This window comes from Streptomyces sp. NPDC044984, from assembly GCF_040646935.1.
Classification (GTDB): domain Bacteria; phylum Actinomycetota; class Actinomycetes; order Streptomycetales; family Streptomycetaceae; genus Streptomyces.
Genome location: NZ_JBEZBE010000022.1, coordinates 42852 through 57051, shown reverse-complemented (window position 1 = coordinate 57051; position 14200 = coordinate 42852). Strand labels below are relative to the sequence as shown.

Annotated in this window: 1 protein-coding gene (running past one end of the window); it reads right to left on the bottom strand. The window is 72.2% G+C overall.

Annotated features, from left to right (window positions below):
• On the bottom strand, positions 1-14200 hold the 5' portion of the coding sequence (locus AB0A94_RS23750; RefSeq protein ID WP_361747314.1) for an amino acid adenylation domain-containing protein. The gene continues 2792 nt to the left of window position 1, outside the view; only the first 14200 of its 16992 coding nucleotides appear in the window; its start codon is at positions 14198-14200; its stop codon lies off the left edge, out of view.

Here is a 14200-nt window from a genome sequence, read left to right as displayed (position 1 = left end):
CCGCCGTCGAGCAGAGCACGAGGCAGGGGTTCGCGTCGTCGAGCATGAACCCGACCCGCTCCACGGGATGGCGCGGGTCCAGCGGCAGATAGCCGGCGCCCGCCTTCAGCACCGCGAGCACGGCGACAACCTGTTCGACCGAAGGCCGCAGCGCGATTGCCACGAGCTTTTCCGGTCCGACGCCGCGCTCGACGAGCAACCGGGCGAGGCGGTTGGCCCGCCGGTTGAGCGTCGCGTGGTCCAGCCTCTCCTCGCTGCCGAGCAGGGCGGGGGCCCGCGGAGTGCGGGCCGCCTGCTCCTCGATGCGGCTGACCAGCGTGCCCGTGGGGGCGGGGCGTTCGGTGTCGTTCCAGTCGACCAGCAGGCGGCGGCGCTCGTCCTCGCCCATGATCTCCAGAGTGTCGAGTGTCTGGTCCGGGTCCTGAACGGCACTGGTCAGCAACCGGGTCAGCCGCTGCACGAAACCCTCGACCGTTTCCCGGTCGTACAGGTCGCCGGCGAACTCCACGGAGCCGTTCATGCCGGCCGGGAGACCGGCTTCGTCATGCGTCTCGGTGAAGCCGAACATCATGTCGAAGCGGGCCACCTTCATCCCGACGAACGCCTCCTCACTGCGCACCTCGGGCAGTGCGAGTGCGGGCGTGGCGTCGTTCTGCAGGCCGAACGCGACCTGGAAGAGCGGATGCCTGGAGGGGTCGCGCTCCGGCTTGATGGCGTCCACCAGCCGCTCGAACGGCATGTCCTGGTTCGAGTACGCGGCCAGGTCCGTCCGGCGTACGCGGTCCAGCAGCTCCCGGAAGGTGGGGTTGCCCGACGTGTCGTTGCGCAGCACCAGGGTGTTGACGAAGAAGCCGACCAGATCCTCGACCGCCTCGTCTGTGCGGCCCGCGATCGGGCTGCCGAGCGGGATGTCCGTGCCCGCGCCGAGCCTGGTCAGCAGCGTCGCGAGGCCGGCCTGCAGAACCATGAACACGGTGACACCGCAGCTACGGGCGAGTTCGGTCAGCCCGCGGTGTGTCTGTTCGTCGACGCGGAAGACGACGTCGTCGCCCCGGTAGCTGGGCACCGGCGGACGGACCCGGTCGGTCGGCAGGGCCAGGTGGTCCGTCATGCCGTCCAGCGCCTGCGTCCAGAAGTCGAGCTGGCGGGCGAAGACGCCTTCCGGGCCGGCCTGCTCGTCCAGCAGCTCGTGCTGCCACAGGGTGTAGTCGCCATACTGGACCGGCAGCGGCTCCCAGTCCGGTTCCTGTCCGTGCAGCCGTGCCGCGTAGGCGGTGCTGATGTCCCGGCACAGCGGCCCCATCGACCAGCCGTCGCCGGCGATGTGGTGGAGCACGATGAGCAGCACGTGCGACTCGGGTTCCAGACGCAGCAGTTCGACACGGAGCGGCGGATCGACCTCGAGGTCGAACAGTCGACGCGCCCCCTCGGTCAGCGCCGCTTCCACCCGGTCCGCGGACACCGCGGTGACGGGCAGGTCGATCCGGACCTCCTCGGGGGCCAGGATCCGCTGCCAGGGGACTCCCCCGTCGTCGGGGAAGACCGTTCGCAGTGCTTCGTGCCGGGCGACGACATCGGCGATCGCCGAGCGCAGCGCCCCGGCGTCCAGTGGGCCGGTCAGTCGCATCGCGACGGGCATGTTGTACGTCGCGCTGCTGCCCTCGTACCGGTCGATGAACCACAGCCGCCGCTGCGCGTGCGACAGCGGCAGCCGGTCGGGACGCTCGACGGGACGCAGGGCGGGGCGTCCGGGCGCCGCTTGGTCGAACCATTCGGCCACACCGGCGACCGTCGGATTGTCGAACAGCACCCGTACCGGCAGCTCCGCCCCGAAGGTCGTCCGGATGCGGCTGGCCAGCCGACTGGCCAGCAGGGAGTGTCCGCCCAGCTCGAAGAAGTCGTCGTCGGCTCCGACACCGGGCACGTTCAGCACGTCGCTGAAGAGGGTGCTGAGCACCTGTTCGTGAACGGTCCTGGCGGGGCGTCCGGTGACGGTCGGGGCCTGCGGCGCCGGGAGGGCGGCGCGGTCCAGCTTGCCGTTGGGCGTCAGCGGCCATGCCGTGAGGACCACGTAGGCCTGCGGCGCCATGTACTCGGGCAGGGCGGAGGCGACCGTGGCGCCGACCGCTTCCAGGTCGACGTCGAGGGCGGGTCCCTCCTCCGCCAGGAGGTAGGCGACCAGGCGCGCGTCGCCCGGCTGATCCTCCCGGACCGCGACCACGGCTTCCGCGACACCTTCCGCATGGGTCAGGACGGCCTCGATCTCCGCGGGTTCGATCCGGAACCCCCGCAGCTTGACCTGGTGGTCGGTCCGGCCGAGGAAGTCCAGCTCGCCGTCGGCGCGCCGACGGGCCAGGTCGCCGGTGCGGTACATCCTGGCGCCGGGCGGGCCGAACGGATCGGCGACGAACCGGTCGGCGGTCAGGCCCGCCCGGTTCCAGTATCCGCGGGCCAGTGGCAGGCCCGCGAGGTAGAGCTCGCCCGTGACACCGATGGGTGCGAGGGACAGCGTGGAGTCCAGCACCAGGGCCCGGGCGTGCGGAATGGGGGTGCCGATGGTGGGGCGACCGGCGGTGAGCGGACCGGTGACCGTCGCGCAGACCGTGGTCTCGGTGGGTCCGTAGGCGTTGATCATGGTGCGGCCCGGGGCCCACCGTTCGACCAGGTCGGCGGCGGTGGCCTCCCCGGCCACCACCAGCGTGTCCAGAGTCGGCAGTTCCTCGTCCCCCACCGCGCCGAGCGGGGTCGGCGGGATCGTGGCGTGGGTGACCTCGTGCTCGGCGATCAGCTCGGCCAGCGCCGGCCCCGGCAGGAGACGGTGCTTGGGTGCCAGGACCAGCGTGGCGCCGGTCAGGAGCGCCATGCAGATCTCCCAGACGGAGGCGTCGAAGCTCGGCGAGGCGAACTGCAGAACGCGGCTGGCGGGGCCCGCGCCGAACCGGTCGGCGTGCAGCGCCGCCAGCCCGGCCAGCGCGGCGTGCGTGACGACGACGCCCTTGGGCCGGCCCGTCGAACCGGAGGTGTAGATCATGTACGCCGCGTTGGCGACGACCGGGACGCCCGTGCGCTCGGCCGCCCCGAGGTCGCCTTCGGGTGTCTCGGCCAGCGCGGTGACGACCTCGGGGTCGTCGACGCACAACCGCGCGACGCCGTCGACGACGGGCAGGGCGTACTGCGCCTCCTCGGAGGTGATGACGAGCACCGGCCGAGCGTCCGTGAGCATGAACTCGATCCGGTCCTGCGGGTACTCCGTGTCGACGGGCAGATAGGCGCCGCCCGCCTTCGCCACCGCGAGCACCGCCACGATCCACTCGACGGAGCGGGGCAGGGCCACGGCGACGAAGCGCTCGGGTCCCACACCTCGGTCCACGAGCAGCCGGGCGAGCCGGTTGGCGCGCCGGTTCACCTCGTCGTAGCTGAGTTCCTGGTCCTCCCAGCGCACGGCGGGCGCCTGCGGCGCACGGGCGACCACGCGTTCGAACAGTTCGGCGAGAGGGCCGTCCGCGACGGGGTCGGTGGATCCGGAGCCGCTGCGGACCAGCTCGGCGGTCTCGTTCTCGTCGAGCAGGCCGAGTCTGCCCACCCGGCGCCCGGGGTCCTCGGCGAAGACGGACACCACCCGTGCCAGGCGGTCCAGCATCGCCCGGGCGCCCGCGGTGTCGAGCAAGTCGGGTTGGTAGGTGATGCGCAGTTCCATCCGGTTTCCGGGGAACGCGTGGAAGACGAACGGATAGTGGCTGGCGTCGGTGCTCTCGGCGGAGGTCACTTCGAGACCGATCCCGCTCAGGTCGGGCAGCGCCTGCTGGAGGGGGAAGTTCTGGAAGGACATGACGGTGTCGAACATGTCGCGGTGGCCCGCGGCACGCTGGATGTCGGCCAGCCCGAGGTGGTGGTGGTCGAGCAGTGCCGTCTGGCGCTCCTGCAGGAGCTTCGCCGTCTCCAGGAGGGTCTGGTCCGGCCGGACCGTCGCACGGACCGGCAGCGTGTTGATGAACATGCCGATCGCGTCCTCGACACCCGGGAGTTGTGCCGGGCGGCCGGAGACGGTCGTGCCGAACACTACGTCCGTTCTGCCGGTGAGCCGGGAGATCAGCACCGCGAGCGCGGACTGCACCACGGTGCTCGGAGTGATGCCGTGCCGACGCGCGACGGCCGACAGCGCGGCCGTGGTCTCCTCGGACAGCTCGGTCGTCAGTCGTGACGGGACGACGACTTCCCCCGAGCGGTCCGGCGGCGCCAGCAGGGTGGCCTCGTCGAGGCCGGCCAGCTCACGGCTCCAGGCCCGTTCCGCCCTGTCCCGGTCCTGGCTGCCGAGCCACTGCAGGTAGTCACGGTAGGCGGACGGGGTCGTCCGGGTCCTGGTGCCGCCCCCGTACACCTCGAAGAGTTCGGCGAAGAGCATCGGCATCGACCAGCCGTCCACCAGCATGTGGTGGTTGGTGAAGAGCAACCGGTGGTGGTCGTCGCCCAGACGTACAACGGTGAAGCGCAGCAGCGGGGCCTTGCCGAGGTCGAACCTGTGACCGCGTTCCCGTTCGACGATGCGCTGCAGTCGGGTCTCGCGTTCGTCCGCCTCCAGGTCGCCGAGGTCGGTCTCCGTCCACGGCAGCCGCACCGAGTCCACGACAACGGCGACGGTGTCGCGCAGCCCCTCCTGACGGAATTCCGTGCGCAGGATGGGGTGCTTACGGATCAGCTCGTCCCAGGCGCTGCGCAGACGCGCCACGTCCAGTGCGCCACGCACGTCCAGGGTGAGCAACGAGGTGTAGAGGTCGGCCTGTCCCTCGCTCAGCAGGCTCTGGAACATCAGGCCCTGCTGGAGCGGGGCGAGCGGCAGCACGTCGACGAGGCCGGGCTGAGCCGCCTCCAGCAGCTCCACCTCCCGCAGGGACAGCGACACGAGCGGGAAGTCGGACGGGGTCCGGCCGCCGGCGCCGGGTCGGGCGGCGTACGCGGAGAGCGCGTCCACCGCCCGCAGCCACGCCTGCGAGAGCTGCTCGACATCGTCCTCGCCGAGCAGTTCTCCGGCGTAGGTCCAGGTCGCGACGAGGGCCGGGCCGTCCGGCAGGTCATGGGTGGCCAGCGTCAGGTCCACGGCGTGCTCCAGCGGCATCTCCGGATCGGCTCCGCCCAGCGGGCCGGCCGTGCCGACGGGCGTCCAGTCCTGATCCGGCTGCCCGGCGGCGAACCGGCCCAGATAGTTGAAGCCCCACTCGGCGGACGGCAGGTCCGCCAGTTCCCCGGCGGTGCGCGGGTTGAGGTACCGCAGGAAACCGTAACCCTCCCCGTTGCCGGGGACGGCCTTGACCTGTTCCTTGATCCGCTTCACCGTCTGGCCGACCGACGGGCCGCCGGCGGCGACGTCGCCCCAGTCCAGCGGACCGGGGTCGAGCCGGACCGGGTGCTGTTCCGTGAACCAGCCGATCGTCCGGGACAGGTCGACGCCGTCGTCGTGCCGGCCGTGGCTCTCCACGTCCACCAGCGGTCCGTCGGCGTGCTGGCCCCGGCGGCGCCGCCAGTCGGCGACGGCTATGGCGAAGCCGGCCAGCAACACTTCCGTGACACCGGTGGAGAAAGCCGCGGGCAGCGTGGTGAGAAGCGGCACGGTCTGCTCGGTGGGAACCGTCACGGTGAGCGTGCGGGCCGTGGAGGCGACGTCCCGGGCGGGGTCCAGTGCGCGGCCGGCGGCCGACAGGTCGCCCGGGCGCAGCAGACCCGTCCAGTACGGCAGCTCCTGCTCCCGGTCCGGGGTCCGCGCCAGTTCACTCAGGCGCGTTCCCCAGGCACGCAGCGACGTCTCCACCGGCGGGAGCTGGGCCGCACGGCCGGCGACGTGGTCCTCCCAGGCGATCCGCAGGTCCTCCAGCAGGATGCGCCAGGACACGCCGTCGACGGACAGGTGGTTGATGCTCAGCAGCAGCCGGCCGGGCCGGGCCGGGCCGACGTCGAACCACACGGCGTCGAGCACGCCGCCCGCAGCCGGGTCCAGTCTCGCCTGCGCCTGCGGCACAGCGCGCTCGACGGCGGCGTCGAGGGCCGCCCGGTACGCCTCGTCGCCGTCCTGTTCCGCGATGACCGCGATGCGGGAGAGCCATGCGTCGACGCGTACCTGTCCCGGTTCGCGCACGACCAGCCGCCAGGAGTCGTCGTCCGGGTCCAGCCGCAGCCGGAGGGCGTCGTGGTGATCGACCACGGCCTGCAGCACTGCGCGCAGGCGGTCCTCGGTGACGCCGACCGGCAGCGACAGCACAAAGGCCTGGTGGAACCCGGCGATCGGTCCGCCGGTCTCCCACTGCGCGTGCATGATCGGCGTCAGCGGAACCTCGCCGGTCGCGGCCGGCCCGGGAGCGCGGACCTCGTCCGTGACGGGCGTCGCCCACGCCGCCAGTTCGGCGACGGTGCGGCGGGTGAAGACGTCACGGGGGCTGATCGCCAGTCCGGAGCGGCGGGCACGGCTCACCAGCTGGATGGAGACGATGCTGTCGCCGCCCAGTGCGAAGAAGTCGTCGTCGACGCCGACCTCGGGCAGCCCCAGGACGTCCTGGAACAGCGCGCACAGGGTGTGCTCCGCGGGGGTGCTCGCGGGCCGGGAGGTCGTCGTGGCGGCGAAGTCGGGGGCCGGCAGGGCGGACACGTCGAGCTTGCCGTTCACCGTCAGCGGCAGGTCGTCGATCAGGACCACCGCTGCCGGGACCATGTACTCCGGCAGGGAGCGAGCGAGGTGGGCACGGAGTTCCGCCGGTTCGCCGGTTCCGCCGACCGTGACCGCGTAGGCCACCAGCCGGGTCGTCCCGTCCGTACGGGCCACCACCGCCGACCGGGACACCGCGGGGTGCGCGGACAGCACCTGCTCGATCTCGCCGAGCTCGATGCGGTGGCCGCGGATCTTCACCTGTTCGTCGGCGCGTCCGAGGTACTCGATCTGGCCGTCTGCGGACCAGCGCACCACGTCGCCTGTGCGGTACATCCGCTCGCCGGGGGCGAAGGGGTCGGCGACGAAGCGGTCCGCCGTCAGCGCGGGCCGGCCGATGTAGCCCCGCGCCACCTGGGCGCCCGCGACGTACAGCTCTCCCGGCGCGCCCGGGGGGACCGGTCGCAGCGCCGCGTCGAGCACGTAGGCCCGCACGTTGCGCAGGGGGCGGCCGACCACCGGCTGCTCCCCGTCGCGCAGCGGATACGACAGGGTGTCGATCGTGCATTCGGTGGGACCGTAGAAGTTGTGGCTGGACGTCGTGTCTGCCGCACGCAGCCGGGCCCACAGGTCGGGGCCGAGCGCCTCACCGCCCAGCATCAGCGTCCGGGGTGCCGTGCCGGTGTCGTCGAGGAGACCCGCCTCCACGAGCTGGGCGCAGTAGGACGGGGTGACGTCGAGGAAGTCGACGCCGTGTTCGGCGACGTAGGAGACGAGCGCCGACGGGTCGCGTCGTACGTCGTCGTCGATGACGTGGAGTTCGTGTCCGGCGAGCATCCACAGGACGCCGTCGAAGGACGTGTCGAACGACAGCGACGCGGTCATCGCTGCCCGGAACCTCCGTCCGCTGGCGGCGGCCACCTCCGGCTCGAAGAGGCCGTGCTGGTGGGCGGTGAAGAGGTGCATCAGGTTGCGGTGCTCGACTCCGACGCCCTTGGGGACGCCGGTGGAGCCGGAGGTGTGGATGAGGTAGGCCAGGTTCTCCGGGCGCACCGTGCCGTTCAGTTCGTCGGTGGTGAGGTTGTGGGAGGGCAGCCCGTCCAGTGCGGCGGCGGTCTCCGGGGCGTCCAGCGGCAGGGGCGGGACTCCCGCGTCGGCCGTGGGGAGGGAGCCGGCCAGGGCCCGGGTGGTCACCACGGCGACCGGGCGGGTGTCCTCGAGGACGAAGCGGATCCGCTCGGCCGGCAGCGCGGGCTCGATGGGCACGTACGCGCCGCCCGCCTTCAGCACGGCGAACATCGCGACGATCGTGTCCGCACCGCGCGGCAGCAGCAGGCCGACCACCCGATCCGGACCGACACCGCGGCCGGCCAGAACACGGGCGAGCCGGTTGGCGCGGGCGTTGAGCTGTCCGAAGGTCAGTGCTCCGTCGGCACCGACGACCGCCGTCCGGTCGGGCGTCCGCTCGGCGTGCTGTTCGAGCAGCTGGACGACCGTTCCCCCGACGACCGGCTCGGCCTCGCCGTGCCCCCAGCCCAGGACGGTGGAGAGGGCCGCGGTGTCCAGCAGGTCCACGCGCCCGACCGGCTGCTGCAGGTCGTCGGCGAACTGCTTCAGGACGTGGGACAGTCCCGCGGCCACGGCTCGCGCCTGCTCGGCGGGGATGACGTCGGTGCGGTGTCCCACACGCAGTCGCAGCGAGTCGCCCGTCATCACAGCGATGCTCAGCGGGTAGTGGGTGTCGTCGCGGCCGCTGATACCCGCCACGCGCAAGCCGCCGTCAACGGTCTGGAGCGAGCCGGGCGGGAACGGGTAGTTCTCGATGACCAGCAGGGTGTCGAAGAGGTCTCCGACACCGCCGAGGCGCTGCACGTCGGCCAGGGGCAGGTGCTGGTGCGCGGTCAGTTCGGCCTGCTCGTGCTGCAGTCGCACGAGCAGCTCGTGGACGGGTTCCCCGGTGGTGAAAGCCGCTCTGACCGGCAAGGTGTTGATGAACAGACCGATCATCGATTCCACGCCGTCGACCTCCGGGGGACGACCGGCGACAGTCCCTCCGAAGACCACGTCCTGCGATCCGACGAGGCTGCCCAGCAAGATCGACCAGGCACCCTGCACGAGGGTGCCGAGCGTGACGCCGTACCTGCGGCCCGCGCGTCCCAGCGCGGCGGTGAGCGCGGCGCCGAGATCCACCTCGATCTCGGCCACGGCGCCCCCGGCCGGTGGCGCGTCCCGCCGGGCGAGACGGGTCGGGCCGGGCAGGGCGGCCAGCGCGGTGCGCCAGGCGTCCTCGGCCGCCCCCCGATCCTGCTTCCGCAGCCACTCGAAGTACCGGTGGTACGGGACGGTCGGCGCCGTGACGGCGGCATCGGCCGTCTTCCCGCTCGCCGAGTACTCGGTGAGGATCCCGCTCAGCAGCAGCGGGACGGACCAGCCGTCCAGCAGGAGGTGGTGGTGGGTGAAGACCAGTGTCCGGCGGTCCGTCTCCGTCCGCGCCAGCAGGAATCGGAAGAGTGGCGGACGGTCCGGCACGAAGCGCGGCTGAGCGGCCAGGACCCGGTCGAGCTCGTCGGCTCGCGCCCGCTCGTCGAGGCCGCGCAGATCCAGCTCCTGCCACGGCACGTCGAACGCGCGGGGCACGAACTGCAAAGGCTCGTCCGCCCCGTCGTTCCAGAAGCCCGCCCGCAGCTGGGGGTGGCGGTGCAGCACCGCGGTCACGGCGTCACGCAGCCGCGCCGGGTCGACCCGTCCCGCCAGATCGAAGCGGAACTGCACCGTGTAGGCGTCGGGCCGGTCCGTGTCGTACGCGGCGTGGAAGAGCAGACCGTGCTGTAGCGGTGCGAGCGGCAGGACGTCGGCCAGCTGGCCGGCCTCGGCCGTCAGCACGTCCAGCCGGTGCTGGGTCACCGGGGCGAGCGGCACGTCGGCGGACGTGATGCCGCCGCTGTCGGGGTCGGCGGCGTGTGCGGCGAACCCCTGCAGGGCCACGCGCCAGCGATCGGCCAGCGCGTGCAGCTCGCCCTCCTCCAGGACGCCGTCCGGCCAGGAGAGCACCGCGGTCAGCTCAGGCCCGGTGGGCCGCTCGTGCACCACCACGTCGACCTGCACCGCGTGCCGGACGGGCATCGTCGGGTCCTCGGCTCCCGTGAACCCGTTCGGGCCGGGCAGCGGCGTCCACGGCTGCGCGTCGTCGGCGCTGCCGAAACGTCCGAGGTAGTTGAACAGGATCTGCGGCCCGCGGCCGTCCTGGCCTGCGAGGGACTGCTGCGGCTGCAGGTAGCGCAGGATGCCATAGCCGATTCCGGAGTCGGGGATGCTCCGCAGCTGCTCCTTGACCTGCCTCAGGGCGTGTCCGGCGGCCCGCCCGCCCGCGGCGATCTCGGCGAAGTCCGCGGCGCCGAGGTCGATGCGCGCCGGGAAGACAGTGGTGAGCCAGCCGACGGTGCGTGTCAGGTCCAGCCCGTCCTCGACCGCCTCGCGGCCGTGTCCCTCCAGGTCCATCAGCACGGCCCGGTGCGATCCCCGTCCCGCCGCGCGGCGCCAGTCCGTGAAAGCCGCCGCGAAGCCTGCCAGCAGCACGTCGCGCACGCCGACGTGGAAGGCGGCGGGCACCGTCTCCAGCGTTGCCGTCGCGAGGTCGGCGGGCAGTGTGATCGACAGCCGCTTGCGGGTACCGGCCAGGTCGAGGGCGGAGTCCAGTGCACGAGAGCCGACCAAGGGGTCCTCGGTGTCGAGCACTTCGCGCCAGTAGGGCAGTTCGTCGTGCCGGCTGCCGGACACGGCGTGTTCGGCCAACAGTGAGGCCCAGCGTCGCAGTGAGGTGCCGACCGGCGCGGTCCGCAGGTCACCGCCCTCCTTGGCGGTCTGCCAGGCCGCCGCCAGGTCGGGCAGCAGGATGCGCCATGAAACGCCGTCGACGACCAGGTGGTGCAGGGTGAGCACCATGCGGCCGGGCCGATCCGGTCCGGCGTCGAACCACACGGCCTGCACCATCACGCCGTCGCGGGGTGCCAGGCGTCCCACGGCGGCCTGCGACTCGTCCTCGATCAGTCGGCGCGTGGCCGCCGGGACGTCGGCGAACAGATCGTCGCCGACCGTGACATGGCGCAGGCAGTCGGAGGCCGACACCGCGCCTCGGGGGGCGACGGACATGCTCCAGGCACCGCCGTCGTCCAGCAAGGTGGTGCGCAGGGCGTCGTGGCCGTCCAGGAGCGCCTGCAACGCCGCGGTCAGATCCGCAAGCCCGGCTCCCGGCGGGGTGGCGAAGGCCATCGCCTGGTGATAGGCGTCGATGGCGCCGCCCCGTTCCCGCAGCCAGTGGATCACCGGGGTGGCGGGGAGCAGACCGGTGTCCGGTTCATCGTCTCCGGCCGGCTCGGTCTCCTGTTCGGCGACGGCGGCCAGCGCCTCCACCGTGCGGCACCGGAAGACGTCACGGGTGGTGAAGCGCAGGCCCGCCCGCCGGGCGGCGCCGACCAGCTGGATGGACACGATGCTGTCGCCGCCCAGGGCGAAGAAGTCGTCGTCGACGCCGACGCGCGGAAGCCTCAGCAGCTCGGCGACGAGGGCGCACAGCCGTGCCTCCTCGGCTGTGCGCGGCTCTCGCCCTGACACGGCCGCCGTCATGTCCGGCACCGGTAGGGCCGACCGGTCGATCTTGCCGTTCACCGTCAGCGGCAGGGATTCCATGGACACGATCGCACTCGGGACCATGTACTCGGGCAGCAGCTGCGCGGCCTGGCCGCGCAGCGCCTCGACATCCAGCTGTTCGCCGGACTCGGGGACCACGTAGGCCACCAGCCTGGTCTGGTCGGGCCCGTCCGACAGGGCGACGACCGCAGCCTGAGCCGTTCCCGGAAGATCGCCGAGCACGGCCGCGATCTCACCCGGTTCGATGCGGAACCCACGGATCTTCACCTGGTCGTCGGCCCGGCCGAGGTACTCGAGCGAGCCGTCGGGGAGCCGCCGGGCGAGGTCGCCACTGCGGTACATCCGCTCGCCGGCCTCACCGAACGGAGCGGCCACGAAGCGGCCGGCGGTCAGGTCGTGGCGTCCGAGATAGCCGCGTGCCAGCCCGGCGCCGGACACATAGATCTCCCCCACGACGCCGTCGGCCACGGGCTGGAGCGCCTGGTCCAGCACCAGGAGCTGCAGGTCGTCCAGCGGATCGCCGATGAGGCTGCCGGAGGCACGGCCGGCCGTGGCGCGGTCGAGCGCGAGATGCGTGACGTGGACCGTCGTCTCGGTGATCCCGTACATGTTGACCAGCACCGGCGCCTCGTCGCCGCGACGGTCGTACCAGGCGGTCAGTCTGCCGAGGTCCAGCGCTTCCCCGCCGAAGATCACGTACCGCAGGTCGAGCGGACGGTCGGGACGCTCCCGGTCGGCCTGTATGAGCTGGTAGAACGCCGAGGGCGTCTGGTTCAGGACCGTCACGTGCTCGTCGGCCAGCAGTTCCAGGAAGTCCTCGGGGGAACGCGACACGTCGAAGGGCACGACCACGAGCCGGCCACCGTGCAGGAGTGGGCCCCAGATCTCCCACACGGAGAAGTCGAAGGCGAACGAGTGGAACATCGTCCACACGTCCCGGTCGCCGAAGTCGAAGCGCTCGGCCGCAGCGGAGAACAGCCGCGCCACACTGCGGTGGCTGACGACGACGCCCTTGGGACGCCCGGTGGAACCGGAGGTGTAGATCACGTACGCCGGGCTGTCCGGCTTCAGTCCCTCGACGACCGGATCGGTCGACGGCTCGTCCTCGAGGGCGGCGCGGATCCCGGGGGCGTCGACGTCCAGCCGGACCGGTCGGACGGCCGGGTCGGGCCCCTCCGCGATGTCCACGTCGGAGACGGTCACGAGAAGGGCCGGTCGGGCGTCGTCGAGCATGAACTCCCGTCGGTCGGCCGGGGCCGCCGGGTCCACGGGCACGTAGGCGGCTCCGGTCTTCAGCACGGCGAGCAGCGCGACGACGAGCTCGGCGGAGCGCGGCATGGCCAAGGCCACGTAGCGCTCGGGCCCCGCTCCCCGGCTGATCAGGTGGTGCGCCAGGCGGTTGGCACGGGCGTTCAGCTCGCCGTAGGTCAGCGTCGTACCGCCGTAGGTCAGTGCCGGGGCGTCCGGTGCGGCCTGGGCCCGCCGGGCGAAGAGCGCGGGCAAGGTCACGTCCGACGCGGTCCTGCGGACCGTGCCGGCAGTCGTCAGCGAGCGGGCGCGCTCGGCGGGTGTGGTGACGTCCAGCCGGCCGAGGGGAAGGTGCTCACCGGCACGGCCGAAGCGCTCCAGGAGGTGCCGCAGCCTTCCCTCGTGCGCGATGACCTCGGCTTCCTCGTACCGGTCGGCGTTGCCGTCGACCTCGATGCGCAGTTCCGTGCCGTCGGCGCCGACGAACACCACGACCGAGAAGTCGTCGGTCGGACCGATCGACAGGTTGTGGACGGTCACCGGGTGTCCGTCGAAGGTCAGTGCAGCGCCGAAGGCCATGACGTTGACCTGAGGACCGACCAGCGGGCTGTGCATCCCGGAGCCGTGGTCACGGCGCAGGTCCTCGTAGCGGTAGCGCTGATGGCGCATGAGCGCGCGCAAACGGTCCGCCACATGACGCAGCGCCTCACCGGTGGACATGCCGGGCCGCAGCGCCAGCCGCAACGGCAGCACGTTGGACACCATGCCCGGCGTGTGCAGGGCGGTCCGGCCGAGCCGGGTCGAGACCGGGATGCCGAGGGTGACCTCGTCCGTTCCGGCGATCCGCTGGAGGTAGGCCGCGACAGCGGTGAGCACGACGGTCTGCCACGGCACCTCGGCGGCACGCGCCGCGTCACGGAGCAGCTTCAGCTCGGCGCCGTCCAGCGTCGCACTGCTCCGGATCCGCTCGCGGGCCGGCGCGGGTGCCCGCGTGCTGAGGGACGCCGGTTCCGGTGCGCCCTCGAGTTGCCGCGCCCAGTAGGCCCGGTCCTCGGCGAAACGCTCCGACACCCGGTAAGCGGCGTCCGCTTCGACCAGTTCGGCCAGCGGCAGGAAGGCGCCGTCGACCTCGTCGTCCGTGCCGCCCGCGTTGTAGAGGTCCGCGACCCGCCGGGCGATCGCCGCGACCGTGAAGCCGTCCCCCACCAGATGGTGGTAGTGCTGGAACCACAGGAAGCGGTCCTCCGCCACGGCGAACAGCGCACAGCCGAAGAGCGGTTCCGTACCGGGATCGACCAGCCTGCGCAGCTCGCTCCACATGGCCTGCTCGGCCGCGGCGAGCGGGTCGGGCTCATCCCGCAGGTCCACCACCGGCAACGTCCAGTCGCCGACCGGCACGATGAACTGTCGCGGCCCGTCCGGGCCATCCACCACTCGTACGCGTAGTGTCTCCGCCTCCAGCAGAGTCCGGCGGACGGCGCGCTCCAGCCGCGCGGTGTCCACCGGACCCGCGATCTCCAGATACTCACCGCCCCGGTAGGCGGTGCTGGCGGGGTCGAGCTGTTGAGCATGCCAGATGCCCAGTTGCGCAGCGGTCAGTGGCAGGCCCTGCCCCGCGCGGCCGGTTTCTCCTTCGCTCCGGCTCGCGGTGCGCCCCGAGATCTCGCTAAGCAC